This window comes from Bradyrhizobium cenepequi (genome assembly GCF_020329485.1).
Lineage (GTDB): Bacteria > Pseudomonadota > Alphaproteobacteria > Rhizobiales > Xanthobacteraceae > Bradyrhizobium > Bradyrhizobium cenepequi.
Genome location: NZ_JAGKJI010000048.1, coordinates 16,565 through 32,599 on the forward strand (window position 1 = coordinate 16,565; position 16,035 = coordinate 32,599).

At 63.7% G+C, this 16,035-nt stretch carries 11 protein-coding genes; 9 read left to right on the forward strand and 2 right to left on the reverse strand.

Going from position 1 to position 16,035, the window contains the following annotated elements:
- From J6497_RS32795 to J6497_RS32805, 3 genes are all read left to right on the forward strand, one after another.
- A complete protein-coding gene (locus tag J6497_RS32795) occupies positions 1-1,209 on the forward strand; it encodes an NAD(P)/FAD-dependent oxidoreductase (RefSeq protein ID WP_225708349.1) in 1,209 nt (402 codons plus the stop codon).
- Positions 1,206-3,908 carry a nitrate reductase gene (locus J6497_RS32800; RefSeq protein WP_225708350.1) on the forward strand — a complete coding sequence of 901 codons (2,703 nt, stop codon included), beginning with the start codon at positions 1,206-1,208 and terminating at the stop codon, positions 3,906-3,908. The genes J6497_RS32795 and J6497_RS32800 overlap by 4 nt, the downstream gene beginning before the upstream one ends.
- A gap of 199 nt (positions 3,909-4,107) precedes the next feature.
- Positions 4,108-5,010: an SMP-30/gluconolactonase/LRE family protein gene (locus J6497_RS32805; protein WP_225708351.1), complete on the forward strand. Its 903-nt coding sequence runs from the start codon at positions 4,108-4,110 to the stop codon at positions 5,008-5,010.
- Positions 5,011-5,160: 150 nt separating this feature from the next.
- Here J6497_RS32805 and J6497_RS32810 read toward each other — a convergent pair whose 3' ends face one another.
- Positions 5,161-6,090, reverse strand: coding sequence for a response regulator transcription factor (locus J6497_RS32810; protein ID WP_225708352.1), 930 nt, complete (start codon positions 6,088-6,090; stop codon positions 5,161-5,163).
- Entirely contained in the window at positions 6,080-9,448 is a 3,369-nt protein-coding gene (locus J6497_RS32815) for a hybrid sensor histidine kinase/response regulator (RefSeq protein ID WP_225708353.1), read from the reverse strand. The genes J6497_RS32810 and J6497_RS32815 overlap by 11 nt, the downstream gene beginning before the upstream one ends.
- A gap of 175 nt (positions 9,449-9,623) precedes the next feature.
- On the opposite strand from J6497_RS32815, the gene urtA reads away from it, so the two are divergent.
- The 6 genes from urtA (at position 9,624) to fmdA (ending at position 15,999) form a co-directional block, all read left to right on the forward strand.
- On the forward strand, positions 9,624-10,886 hold the full coding sequence (gene urtA / locus J6497_RS32820) for an urea ABC transporter substrate-binding protein (RefSeq protein ID WP_225708354.1): 1,263 nt from the start codon (positions 9,624-9,626) through the stop codon (positions 10,884-10,886).
- Between the two features lie 105 nt (positions 10,887-10,991).
- Positions 10,992-11,918, forward strand: coding sequence for an urea ABC transporter permease subunit UrtB (gene urtB, locus J6497_RS32825; RefSeq protein WP_225708355.1), 927 nt, complete (start codon positions 10,992-10,994; stop codon positions 11,916-11,918).
- Positions 11,919-11,937: 19 nt separating this feature from the next.
- Positions 11,938-13,077 carry an urea ABC transporter permease subunit UrtC gene (gene urtC / locus J6497_RS32830; RefSeq protein WP_225708356.1) on the forward strand — a complete coding sequence of 380 codons (1,140 nt, stop codon included), beginning with the start codon at positions 11,938-11,940 and terminating at the stop codon, positions 13,075-13,077.
- A gap of 10 nt (positions 13,078-13,087) precedes the next feature.
- Positions 13,088-13,843 (forward strand): urea ABC transporter ATP-binding protein UrtD, encoded by a 756-nt coding sequence (gene urtD / locus J6497_RS32835; protein WP_225708357.1) that lies wholly within the window; start codon positions 13,088-13,090, stop codon positions 13,841-13,843.
- A gap of 197 nt (positions 13,844-14,040) precedes the next feature.
- Positions 14,041-14,730 (forward strand): urea ABC transporter ATP-binding subunit UrtE, encoded by a 690-nt coding sequence (gene urtE / locus J6497_RS32840; protein ID WP_225708358.1) that lies wholly within the window; start codon positions 14,041-14,043, stop codon positions 14,728-14,730.
- Positions 14,731-14,769: 39 nt separating this feature from the next.
- Positions 14,770-15,999 carry a formamidase gene (gene fmdA, locus J6497_RS32845; protein WP_225708359.1) on the forward strand — a complete coding sequence of 410 codons (1,230 nt, stop codon included), beginning with the start codon at positions 14,770-14,772 and terminating at the stop codon, positions 15,997-15,999.
- Positions 16,000-16,035: the final 36 nt, after the last annotated feature.

The window sequence follows — 16,035 nt, forward strand, 5'->3', positions numbered from 1 at the left end:
GTGAGCGAACCGCTGGTCATTGTCGGCAACGGGATGGCGGCTGCGCGCCTGGTCGATGAATTGTCGAAGGTGGCGCTCGGGCGCTACGCCATCGCGGTGATCGGCAACGAGCCGCGGTTGGCCTACAACCGCGTGTTGTTGTCCTCCGTCCTTGCCGGCGAGACCACCTCGGAGGATATCGAGCTCAAGCCTGCATCGTGGTGGCGCGACCGCGGCGTCACCCTGAAATATGGCTGCGTTGCCACCGAAATCGATGTCGGCCGCCGCGAGCTGAAGATCGATGGCGAGGAGAGCATAGCATATTCGAAACTGGTGCTGACGACCGGCTCGTCGGCGCTGCGGCTCAACGTGCCGGGCGCCGATCTCGCCGGCGTGTACACGTTTCGCGACAGCCGCGATGTCGACCTGTTGTTGGCGCTCGCCGCGCGGAAGACACGTGTCGTGGTGATCGGCGGCGGATTGCTCGGACTTGAAGCCGCCTATGGCCTTGCGAAAGCCGGCGCGCCGGTGACGCTGGTGCACCTGATGGATCGGCTGATGGAGCGCCAGCTCGATGCGCCGGCAGCCTCGCTCTTGAAGTCGCTGGTCGAGAAGAAGGGCATCGAGATCCTGCTCGAGGCCAGCACCGCGCGCATCCACGGGCAGGGCCGCGTCAAACGCGTCGAGCTCGCGGATGGACGGCTGATCAAGGCGGACGCCGTGATCTTCGCCGCCGGCATCCGGCCGAACGTCGCGTTGGCGAAGGAAGCCGGCATTGCCGTCAACCGTGGCATCGTGGTTGACGATCAGTTACAGACCACCGCCGAAGGCGTGTTCGCGATCGGCGAATGCGCCGAGCATCGCGGCATCTGCTACGGCCTGGTCGAGCCGGCCTATGAGCAGGCGCGCGTGCTGGCGCGGCATCTTGCCGGGCAGGATGTCGCCTATGCCGGCAGCATCGTGGCAACCAATTTGAAAGTGTCCGGTGTCAGCGTGTTTTCCGCCGGCGATTTCATGGGCGCCGAAGGCAGCGAGAGCATCGTGTTCAGCGACGTTAACCACGGCACCTACAAGAAGCTCGTGATCGCAGACGGGCGGCTGACCGGCGCGGTCCTGATCGGCGACACCACCGATGCGCTCTGGTATCTCGACTTGATCCGCAGCCAGCATCCGGTTGCCAAGATCCGCGGCGACATGATGTTCGGCCGTTCGCTGGCGGAGGCGGCATGAGCGCCGATCCAGCCCTCCATGCCGTCAAGACCACCTGCGCCTATTGCGGCGTCGGCTGCGGCGTGCTGGCGACGCCGGACGGCAGCGGCGGCGCCGCGATAGCGGGCGATCCCGATCATCCTGCCAATTTCGGACGCCTGTGCTCGAAGGGCTCCGCGCTCGGCGAGACACTGGGGCTGTCGAACCGGTTGCTGCATCCGATGATCCGCTGCGACAACGGGATGGAGCACATCGCCTGGAGCGACGCGCTCGACCATGTCGCGCACCGCTTCAAGTACATCATCGCCCGCGACGGTCCCGGCGCGGTCGCGTTCTATCTCTCCGGCCAGTTGCTGACGGAGGATTATTACGTCGCCAACAAGCTGATGAAGGGTTTCATCGGCAGCGCCAATGTCGATACCAATTCGCGGCTGTGCATGTCCTCCTCCGTGGCCGGCCACCGCCGCGCCTTCGGCGCCGACACCGTGCCCGGCTGTTACGAGGATCTCGAACAGGCCGACCTCCTGGTGCTGGTCGGCTCCAACGCCGCCTGGTGCCATCCGGTGCTGTTCCAGCGCATGCTGGTCAACAAGCAGCAGCGCGGCGCGCGCGTGGTGGTGATCGATCCGCGGCGCACCGATACCGCTGGCGACGCCGATCTGTTCCTCGGCCTGAAGCCGGGGACCGATACTGCGCTGTTCTGCGGCTTGCTGGTGCATCTCGCCGATAACGGCGCGCTTGATCACACCTATATCGATCTCTATACGGCCGGCTTCGACGAGGCGCTCGCGCGCGCCCGCGGCATGGCCGGCAGCGTCGCGGCGACGGCGCTCGCCACCGGCCTCTCCGAGCAGGACGTCGCGACGTTCTTCAAGATGTTCGCCAGCACGCCGCGCGTGGTCACCCTGTATTCGCAGGGCGTCAACCAGTCGGCGCAGGGCACCGACAAGGTCAACGCCATCCTCAACTGCCACCTCGCCACGGGCCGCATCGGCAAGGTCGGCGCCTCGCCATTCTCGCTGACGGGACAACCGAACGCGATGGGCGGGCGCGAGGTCGGCGGACTCGCCAACCAGCTCGCCGCCCACATGGCGTTCACGCCGCCGGATATCGACCGCGTGCGGCGTTTCTGGAAGGCGCCGCGCATCGCCACCCATGAGGGGTTGAAGGCGGTGCAGATGTTCGAGGCGATCGGGCGTGGCCAGATCAAGGCGCTGTGGGTGATGGGCACCAACCCGGCGGTGTCGCTGCCGGATGCGGACGCCGCGCGCGAGGCGCTGAAGAAGCTCGAACTGTTTGTGGTGTCGGAGAATGTCCGCTCCAACGACACCGTGGATGCCGGCGCGCATGTGCTGTTGCCAGCGCAGGCCTGGGGCGAGAAATCGGGGACTGTGACCAATTCCGAGCGCCGCATCTCGCGCCAGCGCGCCTTCCTGGCGTCGCCCGGCGAGGCGAAGCCGGACTGGTGGATCCTTTGTGAAGTCGCAAAGCGGCTCGGCTTTGGCGCTGCGTTCGACTTCAAGTCCGCGGCGGACATCTTCCGCGAGCACGCCGCGCTGTCGGCATTCGAGAATAACGGCACCAGGGATTTCGATATCGGCACGCTGACGTCATTGTCGGAGGAAGCCTTCGATGCGATGGCGCCGGTGCAATGGCCGGTGCGGCAGGATGCGTCGCCGCAGCCGCGCTTCTTCGCGGAGGGCGGCTTCTTCATCAACGATCGCAAGGCGCGCTTTGTCGCGCCGGAAATTCCGGCGTTGCGCACCGAGACCACACCGGCGCGGCCCTTGCGGCTCAATACGGGCCGCATCCGCGACCAATGGCACACGATGACACGCACCGGCGCGAGCCCGAGGCTCGGCCAGCATCTACCCGAGCCGTTCGTGGAGGTTCACCCTGATGATGCGCTGCGCTACGGCGTCACCGACGGCAGCTTTGCCCGCGTCACCACCGACTACGGGCAATGCACGCTCCGCGTCGTCGTCAGCGAGCGCCAGCAGCGCGGCATGCTGTTTGCGCCGATCCACTGGAGCGAGGCCACCGCGACCGGCGCCCGCGTCGGCTCGCTGGTCGCACCCTTCACCGATCCGTTCTCCGGCCAGCCCGAGAACAAGGCGACGCCGGCCTCGATCGCTCCTTACGAATATGTGTTCCGCGGCTTCGCGCTGTCGCGTCAGCCGCTGCAATTGCCTGTTCATGCCTGGGTCGCGCGCGTCGCGGTCAATGGCGGCCACGGCTACCTGTTCGCCGACAATGGCGACCTTCTGGGCTGGCAGCTCTGGCTTCGAATGCACACCGAAGGCGACCTCGCCGAATACAAGGATTTCGGCGGCGGCATTTACCGCGGCGCCTCTTTCAGCACTGGTCGTATCGAGACGTGTCTGTTCATCGGTCCCGCCTCGGATGCCGGCGACTGGAACGTGGTGAAAAGCCTGTTTGCCACCGATGCGCTCAACGACGAGCAGCGCCGCATGCTGCTGTCGGGCAAGTCGGCGGACGGACTCTCCAATGCCGGCCCGATCGTCTGCGCCTGCTTTGGCGTCGGCCGAGCCACGATCTGCGATGCGATCGCCGCCGGCGCGACTTCTCCGGCAGAGATCGGCACCAAGCTCAAGGCCGGCACCAATTGCGGTTCGTGCATCCCCGAACTGAAGCGGCTGATTGCGCAGAGCGTTGTTGCTTCTGGTGACGAGCCAGGTCGCCTGACTGCAACGAACTGAGCAGCCAATCCCTCATGGTGCGGAGCGCGCAGCGCGTCTCGAACCATGAGGCCCCGATCTCGCCCGCGGCCCATCCTTCGAGACGCGCGCGATGCGCGCTCCTCAGGATGAGGTCTGAGTGCGATGCACTCGCGAGGGGAGACACTGCCGCGCATGTCCTCTATGGTGCCGCCCATTCCGCTAACGGGTGAACCAAGACATGTTGTACCTGGAAACGCCGCCGAAACTGATCGAGACCACGATCTTCTCCGCCATGCCGGACGAATTCCGGCGCAAGCAGTCGACCGAATGGGCCGATGCCAATCGCCCGGGTCAGCCAACCGATTGCTTCATCGAAGGCCCGTCGTTCGATGCCGATGGCAATCTCTACATCGTCGATATTCCCTTTGGCCGCATCTTCAGGATTTCGCCTGACAGGAAATGGTCGCTGGCCGTCGAATATCAGGGATGGCCGAACGGGCTGAAGATCGATTCCAGGGGGCGCATTTTCGTCGCTGACTACAGGCACGGCATCATGGAGTTTGATGCGCGGGCAGGGCGGATGTATCAGGTGCTGACCTCGCGCAATTCGGAGTCGTTCCGCGGCTGCAATGATCTGCACATCGCCTCCAACGGCGATATCTATTTCACGGACCAGGGCCAGACCGGCCTGCATGATCCGAGCGGCCGGGTCTATCGCCTGCGCGCGAGCGGCCAGCTCGACTGTTTGATCCACACCGGAGTCAGCCCGAACGGGCTGGTGCTCGATCCGCACGAGGCGGTGCTGTTCGTCGCGATGACCCGCGACAACGCGGTGTGGCGCGCGCCGTTCATGAAGGACGGCAGTGTGTCGAAGGTCGGGCGCTTCTGCTCGATGTTCGGCCCCGGCGGTCCTGATGGCATCACGATGGACAAAGCCGGCCGGCTGTTCGTCGCCCATGTCTCGCTCGGTCACGTCTTCGTGTTCGCACCATCAGGCGAGCTGATCGCGCGCATCAAGTCCTGCGCCGGCAGTGCCGTCACCAATGTCGCGATCGGTGGCGAGAACCGCGACCGGCTTTACATCACGGAATCCGCGACAGGCACGGTGCTGGTGGCCGATATCAGCGTGCTGGATCGTTGACGCAGCCGGGCTGCATCCTTCGAGACGCCGCGGAGCGGCTCCTCAGGATGAGGTCTGACAAGGGGCAATGATGTTAGACCCTCATGGTGAGGAGCGCGCAGCACGTCTCGAACCATGAGGCCGCGGAACTCGCCATGCGGGACGCCCGCCTCACGACTTCCTGTTCTTCGCATTCACCGCGATCGCCGCGGCCGCGGTGCGGTTCTCCACCCCGAGCTTGGAGTAGATCTGCTCCAGGTGCTTGTCGACCGTGCGAGGGCTTAGCCCTAAGATCTGCGCGATGTCGCGGTTGGTCTTGCCCTTGGAGAGCCAGGACAACACCTCGCCCTCGCGTGTGGTGAGGCCGAGCTCGCTGGAGAATTCCGCCGGCATGTCTCCGCTGGTGTCTTTCGCCAGCCGCAGCAGGAACTCGTTGGCGCCAAGCTTGCCCATAAATTGCAGCCGCAATTGCTCGTTGCCGGGGAACGACGCCATGGTCGTGGTCTTCGTGGTCGTCTTGCCCCTCTGCACGTGCTCGAGCCATTGCGGAATCGGGGCGGGCAGCACGACGTCGTCATCGCCGTCTTCCGCCAGCGTGTCCGACAGCAGCTTCTGCGCCTGCGGCGTCGCCCACAGGATCTTGCCGCGGTCGTTGACCGCGAGCAGATAGCGGCCGGAGACGTCGAGCGCGGCGCGCGCGCTCTGCGTCATCCGCGCATTGGCCAGATGCACGCGGATGCGCGCCAGCATCTCCTGCACCACGATCGGTTTTGTCACATAGTCGACGCCGCCGGCTTCAAGCCCGCGCACGATGTGCTCGGTCTCGGCCAATCCCGTCATGAAGATGATCGGCACATGGTCGAGCCCGGCATCGCGCTTCAGCCGGCGGCATGTCTCGAAGCCGTCCATGCCCGGCATCACCGCGTCGAGCAGCACGATATCGGGCGTGATCTGGTCCACGATCCGCATCGCGGACGCGCCGTCGAGCGCGACCATCACGGTCATGCCGGCGCCGTCGAGCGCGTCGGTCAAGAGCCGCAGCGTCTCCGGCGAGTCGTCGACGACGAGCGCGACGTCGCGCTTCCTGCTTTCAGTGGTCATAGCTGTGCAGCGCCTTCAGGGTCGCCATGTACTGATCGAGGTCGAAGCGATCGACCAATGAGCGCATCTGCGCGACGAAATCGGCATGCTCGGGATATTCAGTTCCGATCTCGTCGAGCTTGAGCTGGATCGCCCGGATATAGCCGAGTTGCCCGAGGCCGATCAGTTCCTCGATATATTTCACCGGCGGCCGCGAGCCGCTCTCCGGTCGCCACGGCGGCAGGGGTATCTCATCGGCCTCGTGCTGCCACTCGAGCTTGAGAAGCAGCCGGATGGTTTCGAGCAGGCGCGGGATGTCGATCGGTTTCATCAGGTAGCCGTCATGGAACGGCTGCGCGAGCGGCGCGCCATGCGCCTCCAGCGCGCTCGCCGAGATCATCAGGATGCGGGCCTGGTGATGGCCGGTCGAGCGCAGCGCCTCCGCCACGGTCCAGCCGTCCATGCCGGGCATGGAGATGTCGAGCAGGAACAGGTCCGGCCGGCAATGCTGCGCCAGCGCCAAACAGCCAGGACCATCGGGCGCGCTGAGCAGGATGAAGCCGAGCGGCGCCAGCACTTCGCGCAAGAGGTCGCGGTGCGTCGGATCATCGTCGGTGATCAGGACGGTCTTGCGCGGCCCGTGATAGCCATAGACCGGCGCGTCGGTCGGCGCGCTGCGGCGTGGGTTGGTGACCTCCGACAGCAATATCTTGACGCGGAACGTGCTGCCGACGCCGACCGTGCTGGTCACCTTGATGTCGCCGCCCATCACGCCCGCGAGCAACCGGCTGATGGTCAGTCCGAGCCCGGTGCCGGTGTGCGGCTGGGCGGCGCCGAGTGCGCCGCGCTCGAACGGCGCGAAGATGCGCTCGAGATCATCGGGCTGGATGCCGGGGCCAGTGTCGATCACCTCGAATTCGGCGACCGGGCTGCGGTAGTGCACTACGAATTGCACATGGCCGGATTGGGTGAACTTGATCGCGTTCGATAGCAGGTTGATCAAGATCTGCCGCAGCCGCTTCTCGTCGGCATAGACCACGACCGGCAGCACGGCGGGCCGCTTGAACACGAAATCGATGCCCTTGGCGGCCGCCTGCAGGCGGAACATCCCGACGAGCTGGTCGAGGAAATCATTCAGCCGCACCTCGTCGCGCGACAGATACAGCCGTCCGGCCTCGATCTTGGAGATATCGAGGATACCGTCGATCAGTCCGGACAGATGATCTGCGCTGCGGCGGACCACACGCACTTGCTCGCGCGGCCGTGTCTGCAAGGTAGTGTCCTGCTCCAGCAGTTGCGCATAGCCGGAGATCGCGTTCAGCGGCGAGCGCAGCTCGTGGCTGAGGCCGACGATATAGCGGCTCTTGGCGAGGTTGGCGGATTCGGCGACTTCCTTGGCGCGCTGCAGTTCGGCGTCGGTGCGCTTGTGGGCGTCGATTTCCTGGATCAGCAGCGCGGTCTGCCGCCGCGTCTCTTCCTCCGCCGCGCGCCGGCTCTGCTGTGCCAGCACGAACAGCCAGGCGACGACGCCGATAATGATCGTCAGCGCAAAAAATACTTTCCACAGCACGTCCGACAATAGATCGCCGGCCTGCACGGTCGCGGAGGTCTGCAGATAGATAAGGCCGAGCACCAGCCCGACCAGCCCTGCGGAGACCGCGAACACGCCGAGATAGTGTCCAAGCTGCGAATTGATGCGGGCATAGATCGGCTGCGGCAGCAATTTGCCCAGCGTCTCGGACACCTGCGCCTGGATCCGCGCATGCGGCTTGCAGAGGTCGTGGCAGCGCGCGTCCAGCGAGCAGCACAAGGAGCAGATCGGTCCGGCATAAGCGGGGCAGGCGGCCATGTCCTCTGGCTCGAACGAATGCTCGCAGATGCAACACTGGATCTGCTCGAGGTTCTGCCAGCTCCGCTTCGGCTTGCGCGCGATGTAGTATTTGCCGTTGGTGGCCCAGGCGATCAGGGGCGCGACGACGAAAGCGACCGCCAGCGCGACGAAGGCAGAGAGCGCCTTCGCGGTCGGTCCGAACACGCCGTAGAAGGCGCTGATCGAGACGATGGTCGCGATCAGCATCGCGCCGACGCCGACCGGGTTGATGTCGCAGAGATGCGCGCGCTTGAACTCGATGTGCTGCGGCCGCAAGCCCAGCGGCTTGTTGATGACGAGATCGGCGACCAGCGCCCCGACCCAGGCGATCGCGACATTGGAATAGAGCGCGAGCGTCTGCTCCAGCGCCTTGTAGACGCCGATCTCCATCAAGAGCAGCGCGACGATGACGTTGAAGACCAGCCAGACAACGCGGCCGGGATGGCTGTGGGTGAGGCGGGAGAAGAAGTTCGACCAGGCGATAGAGCCGGCATAGGCGTTGGTGACGTTGATCTTCACCTGCGACAGGATCACGAAGGTGCCCGTCAGCGCCAGTGCCAGATCCGGCTGCGACAGCACGTATTGATAGGCTTCCAGATACATGTTCGCGGGCTCGGCGGCGTGCTCGGTGGAGACGCCGTGGCTCAGCGCGAAGAACGCGAGGAACGACCCGGCCAGCAGCTTCAGCGCGCCCAGAACGATCCAGCCGGGCCCCGCGCTGAGGAGCGCGATCCACCAGGCCCGCCGCGAGGTGCGCCGGTCGCGCGGCAGGAAGCGAAGGAAGTCGACCTGCTCGCCGATCTGCGCCACCAGCGAGAACACCACGGACGCCGCGGTGCCGAACAGCAGCAGGTCAATCTGGCCGGAAGGGTCGCCATGCTCGCCGGCGAAGTGGCGCCACTCGATGAAGGAACGCGGATGGGCATAGGCGATCGCGGCAAAGGGCAGGATGTGCAGCACGATCCAGAGCGGCTGCGTCCATAGCTGGAAGCGGCTGATCAGGGTGATGCCGTAGACCACCAGCGGGATGATCACGACGGCGCTGATGAGATAGCCGATCGGCCGCGGGATGCCGAAGCACATCTCTAACGCGGTCGCCAGGATCACCGCCTCGATCGCAAAGAAGATGAAGGTGAAGGAGGCGTAGATCAGCGAGGTGATGGTCGAGCCGATATAACCGAAGCCGGCACCGCGGGTCAGGAGATCGATGTCGATGCCGAACTTGGCGGCATGGTAGGCGATCGGCAGTCCGCAGCAGAAGATGATGGCGCTGACCACGAGGATGGCGGCGGTCGCGTTCATCGCACCATAGTTCAGCGTGATCGTGCCGCCGATCGCTTCCAGCGCCAGGAACGAGATCGCACCTAACGCAGTATTGGCGACGCGGGCGGCGGACCAGCGGCGCGCGCTCTTGGCTGTGAAGCGCAGCGCGTAATCTTCCAGCGTCTGGTTGGCGACCCACTGATTATACTGACGCCTGACGCGGTCTATCCGCTGCCGCCCTGCCAATTCCCCACCTCCTGAGCCGACCTCGGTCTCCCGATAGTCCCGCTCGCAAATCCCGTACCAAAATCTACGTCGCTATTTTGCGGTGCAGTATACGCAATCTTGCGTATCAGTGCGCTGCACAAAACTGGGCAATCCTCGCCTGACCAATAGGCGTTCTCGAACCAGTGGGGTGCTCATGTCAGACGAAAAGAAACCGGGCCTGCGGTCGCCGTTTCGGCGCAAGCTGCTGATGGGAATGGCGGCGCTGCCGGCCATCTCGATGCTGCCACGCACTGCGTTCGCGGAGGCGCCGGCAACTTCCGCGGTCAACACCACCGGCCTCGCCGTCACCGACAGCGAAGTGACCGTCGGCATCCTGCACTCCGTCACCGGCACCATGGCGATCTCGGAGACCGGTTCGGTGGAAGCGGAAAAACTGGCAATCGAGCAGATCAATGCCGCCGGCGGCGTGCTCGGCCGCAAGATCAAGTTCATTCAGGAGGACGGCGCCAGCGACTGGCCGACCTTTGCTGAGAAAGCCAAGAAGCTCCTCGTCAATGACAAATGTGCCGCCGTCATGGGCTGCTGGACCTCTGCCTCGCGCAAGGCGGTGTTGCCAGTGTTCGAGCAATACAACGGCATGCTCTACTACCCGACCTTCTATGAAGGCCTCGAGCAGTCCAAGAACGTGATCTATACCGGCCAGGAAGCCACCCAGCAGATCATCGCCGGCCTCGACTGGGTCAACAAGACCAAGGGCGCCAAGACCTTCTATCTGCTCGGCTCCGACTACATCTGGCCGCGCACCTCGAACAAGATCGCGCGCAAGCACATCGAGGGCCATTTGCAGGGCGCCAAGGTCGTCGGCGAGGAGTACTTCCCGCTCGGCCACACCCAGTTCAACTCGGTCATCAACAAGATCAAATTGACGAAGCCCGACGTGATCTACGCCATCATCGTCGGCGGCTCCAACGTCGCCTTCTACAAGCAGCTCAAGGCAGCCGGCATCGACCTCTCCAAGCAGACGCTGCTCACGATCTCGGTCACCGAAGACGAGATCGACGGCATCGGCGGCGAAAACATCGCGGGCGCCTATGCCTGCATGAAATACTTCCAGTCGCTCGACAATCCCAACAACAAGGCCTTCGTCACCGCGTTCAAGAAGATGTGGGGCGAGAAGACCGTGATCGGTGACGTGACGCAGGCCGCCTATCTCGGCCCGTGGCTGTGGAAGTTGACGGTGGAGAAGGCCGGCAGCTTCGACATCGACAAGGTGGCGGCGGCTTCACCCGGCGTCGAGTTCAAGGGCGCGCCGGAAGGTTATGTCCGCGTCCACGAGAACCATCACCTCTGGTCGAAGACGCGCGTCGGCCGCGCCAAGACGGATGGCCAGTACGAATTGATCTACGAGACCGCCGATCTCGTCGAGCCCGATCCGTTCCCGAAGGGCTACCAGTGAGAACGCGCCTCGGCTGAGGCCGCTTCTCCCAATTGACAGCAGCGTGGGCTAGTCGGCCCACGCGTGCGCCACGCGCACAGACCTGACCCATGCAGAGGACGGATCATGTTCGGTGACTATTCGCTCAGCGATCTCGGCGCCATCTTCGCGATGCAAGGCTTTGCCGGGCTGATCCTGTTCTCGGTCTACGTGCTGATGGCGCTCGGGCTCGCCATCATCTTCGGCCAGATGGGCGTCATCAACATGGCCCATGGCGAGTTCATGATCCTCGGCGCCTATGTCACCTGGATGACGTCGAGCGCCTTCCAGCAATATCTGCCCTCGCTGTTTCCCGGCTATTTCTTCATCGCGATGTCGCTCGCGTTCATCGCATCAGGCGCGCTCGGCATGCTCGTCGAATGGGCGCTGATACGCCATCTCTACAAACGCCCGCTGGACACGCTGCTCGCGACCTGGGGGCTGAGCCTGATCCTGCAGCAGGCCTATCGCTCGGTGTTCGGCGCGCGCGAAGTCGGCGTCGAATTGCCGGAATGGATGATGGGCTCCAAGCAGGTGACCGACACCATCGAAGTGCCGATCAACGGCATCTTCGTGATGGGCTTGACCGTGTTGATCACGCTCGCGGTCGCCTACATCTTGGTCTTCTCGCGCTGGGGCAAGCAGGTTCGGGCCGTCGTGCAGAACCGCGTGATGGCCGGCGCCGTCGGCATCAACACCGAGAAGGTCGACCGCTACACCTTCGGTCTCGGCTGCGGCATCGCCGGCGTCGCGGGAAGCGCCTTCACCATGATCGGCTCGACGGGGCCGACCGCCGGCCAGCTCTACATCGTCGACACCTTCCTGGTCGTCGTGTTCGGCGGCGCGGCCTCGCTCGTCGGCACCATCGCCTCCGCCTTCACGATCTCGCAGGCGCAGTCGACCATGGAGTTCTTCCTGTCGGGCTCGATGGCGAAAGTGCTGACGCTGCTTGCAATCGTCGCGATCCTGATGATGCGGCCGCAAGGACTGTTTGCACTCAAGGTCCGCAAATAACAACAAGCAGGCTCTGGTCATGATCATCAACTCGCGCTTTTTCAATCGCTCCGAGCTGATCGGATTCCTCGCGCTCGCGCTACTCCTCTTCGTCATCCTGCCGCTGTCGCTGGATATCTTCCGTCTCAACCTGGTCGCTAAATATCTCACCTACGCCTTTGTCGGAATTGGCCTTGTGCTGTGCTGGGGCTATGGCGGCATTTTGAGCCTGGGGCAGGGCGTATTCTTCGGCCTCGGCGGCTACTGCATGGCGATGTATCTGAAGCTGGAAGCCTCCAGCGTCGAGAATACCAAGATCCAATCGACGCCGGGCATTCCCGATTTCATGGACTGGAACCAGCTCACGCAGCTCCCCTTCTTCTGGAAGCCGTTCCATAGTTTCCCGATCACGCTGATCGCCATCATTCTGGTGCCGGGCATCTTCGCTTTCATTATCGGCGCGGCGATGTTCAAGCGGCGTGTCGGCGGCGTCTATTTCGCGATCATCACGCAAGCGATCGCCGCGATCATGACCATCCTGATCGTGGGCCAGCAGGGCTACACCGGCGGCATCAACGGGATCACCGATTTGCGCACGCTGCACGGTTGGGACATCCGCACCGACCACGCCAAGTTCATCCTCTATTTCGTCGAGGTCGTGCTGCTGTTCGCCTGCATTGTCGCCGCGCAGTTCATACGGCTGACGAAGCTCGGCCGCATCCTGGTGGCGATGCGCGAGCAGGAGGACCGCGTCCGCTTCTCCGGCTACAGCGTCGCCAATTTCAAGATCTTCGCCTTCTGCGCCGCAGCGATCTTCGCGGCGATCGGCGGCGCCATGTTTACGCTCGAGGTCGGTTTCATGTCGCCGTCTTTCGTCGGCATCGTGCCTTCGATCGAGATGGTGATCTACACCGCGGTTGGGGGCCGGATGTCGATCTTCGGCGCGGTCTGGGGTTCGCTGCTGGTCAACTTTGCCAAGACCAGCCTCTCGGAATCCTTCCCGCAGCTCTGGCTGTTTGGCTTAGGGGCGCTCTTCATCGCGGTCGTGCTGGCATTCCCGAACGGACTCTCCGGCATCTGGCAGGATCATGTGCAGCCGCGCATCGACCGCCTGCTGGCTGCGCGGAAATCGAAACCCGGCAACGGCTTCTCCGTCGCCGATGGCGCACCGGCGGAGTAGGGAGAGGGTCATGCTCATCGGTCATCAACCCAAGGATTTCCTGCTCGCGGTCTCCGGCCTTACCGTTTCCTTCGATGGCTTCAAGGCGGTCAACGATCTCTCCTTCTATGTCGAGGACAACGAGATCCGCGTCATCATCGGCCCCAACGGCGCCGGCAAGACCACCGTGCTCGACCTGATCTGCGGCAAGACCAAGACCACCTCAGGCTCGATCCAGTTTCGCGGTCAGGAGCTGACGAGGTTGCGCGAGAACGAGATCGTGCAGGCCGGCGTCGGCCGCAAATTCCAGACGCCGTCCGTGTTCGAGGATCTCACCGTGTTCGAGAATCTCGAGATCTCGTTTCCGCGCGGCCGCACCGTGTTCGGATCGCTCACCTTCCAGCGCGACGCCGCCGTGAAGCAGCGCGTCGAGGAAGTCGCCGAGATGATCTTCCTCAAGGACCGTCTCGATACCTATGCGGACCAATTGAGCCACGGCCAGAAGCAATGGCTCGAGATCGGCATGCTGCTGATCCAGGACCCCGACCTCCTGATGCTGGATGAGCCCGTCGCCGGCATGAGCGTGTCAGAGCGCGCCAAGACCGCGGAATTGCTCAACCGCATCATCAAGGGCCGCTCGGTGCTCGTGATCGAGCACGACATGAAATTCGTCGAGGACATCGCTCACAAGGTCACCGTGCTGCATCAGGGGCAGATTCTTTCGGAGGGCACGATGGAGCACGTCAAGAACGACCCGAAGGTCATTGAAGTCTATCTCGGGCACTGAGCATGGTGATGTGTAGTCCCGCCGCCACGCACTCCGTCCACCTCTCCCCATCGGGGAGAGGTCGGATCGCATCGCCAGATGCGATCCGGGTGAGGGGGCTTGCTCTCTCGTGGGACCTGATCCCCTCACCCGGCGCTACGCGCCGACCTCTCCCTATGGGAGAGGTGAAGAAAAGCATCCGGCTATAGGTGGCGCTCATGCTCGCAATCTCCGATCTTCATGTCGCCTATGGCCAGAGTGAGGTGTTGCACGGACTCAATGTGTCGGTCGCGGCTAACGAGATCGTGGCGATCATGGGCCGCAACGGCATGGGCAAGACGACGCTGATGAAGTCGCTGATGGGCATCCTGCCGACCAAGAGCGGCTCGGTGACCATGGACGGCGCTGAGCTCAACAAGCTCGAAAGCTATGAGCGCGTGGCCAAAGGCCTCGCCTATGTCCCGCAGGGCCGCATGATCTTCTCCACCATGACGGTGAAGGAGAACATCGAGACCGGCCTCGTCGTGCATGGCGAGTCCGAAGTGCCCGGCGCCATCTACGAACTCTTTCCGGTGCTGCTCGAGATGAAGAACCGCCGCGGCGGCAACCTGTCCGGCGGCCAGCAGCAGCAGCTCGCGATCGCGCGCGCGCTCGCGACCAAGCCGAAAGTGCTGCTGCTGGACGAGCCGACCGAAGGCATCCAACCGTCGATCATCAAGGAGATGGCGCGTACGCTGAAGCGCATCCGCGACGAGCGCGGCCTCTCGATCGTGGTCTCCGAGCAGGTGCTGAGCTTTGCCCTCGACATCGCCGACCGCGTGCTGGTGATCGAGAACGGTGAGATCGTCCGCGACGATCCGCGCGACACCGTCGATGCCACGCAGATCTCGAAATATTTGTCCGTCTAATCTCTAACCAACCAAGGCTGGTAACAAGGGGAGCTTCTGATGCCAGAGACACTCATCAAGGTCGATCTCACCAAATCGGCGTATGACAACGACATGGTGCATAACCGCTGGCACCCGGACATCCCGATCGTGGCGTGGGTCAATCCCGGCGACGATTTCATCATCGAGACCTATGACTGGACAGGCGGCTTCATCAAGAACAACGATTCCGCTGATGACGTGCGCGACATCGACCTGTCGATCGTGCACTTCCTGTCCGGCCCGATCGGCGTCAAGGGTGCTGAACCCGGCGACCTCCTGGTCGTCGACCTGCTCGACGTCGGCCCACTGAAGGAGAGCCTGTGGGGCTTCAACGGCTTCTTCTCCAAGCAGAATGGCGGCGGCTTCCTTACCGATCATTTCCCGCTGGCGCAGAAATCGATCTGGGACATCAAGGGTCTCTACACCTCCTCGCGCCATGTGCCCGGTGTCAACTTCGCCGGACTGATCCATCCCGGCCTGATCGGCTGCCTGCCGGACCCGAAGATGCTTGCGACCTGGAACGCGCGCGAGGCCGAATTGATCGCGACCAACCCGACCCGCGTGCCCGGACTTGCCAACCCGCCGTTTGGTCCGACCGCGCATGGCGGCCGCGCCAAGGGCGACGTGAAAGCCAAGATCGGCGCGGAGGGCGCGCGCACCGTGCCGCCGCGCGAGCATGGCGGCAATTGCGACATCAAGGACCTCTCGCGCGGCTCGAAGATCTATTTCCCGGTCTATGTACCCGGCGGCGGCCTCTCGATGGGCGATCTGCACTTCAGCCAGGGCGACGGCGAGATCACCTTCTGCGGCGCGATCGAGATGGCCGGCTGGCTGCACCTCAAGGTCGATATCATCAAGGACGGGGTGGCAAAATACGGCATCAAGAATCCGATCTTCAAGCCGTCGCCGATCACGCCAAACTACAGGGATTTCCTGATCTTCGAAGGCATCTCGGTCGATGAGGCCGGCAAGCAATATTACCTCGACGTCCACATCGCCTATCGCCAGGCCTGCCTGAACGCGATCGAATACCTGAAGAAGTTCGGCTACTCCGGCGCGCAGGCCTATTCGATTCTGGGCACCGCACCGTGCCAGGGCCACATCTCCGGCGTCGTCGACGTGCCGAACGCCTGCGCCACGCTGTGGCTGCCGACGGAGATTTTTGACTTCGACGTGATGCCGTCGTCGGCCGGTCCGATCAAGCACATCACAGGCGACATCCAGATGCCGATCTCGCCGGACAAGTAGCTGTCTGCGCGACGAGATGCGGGACGGCGCGTATCT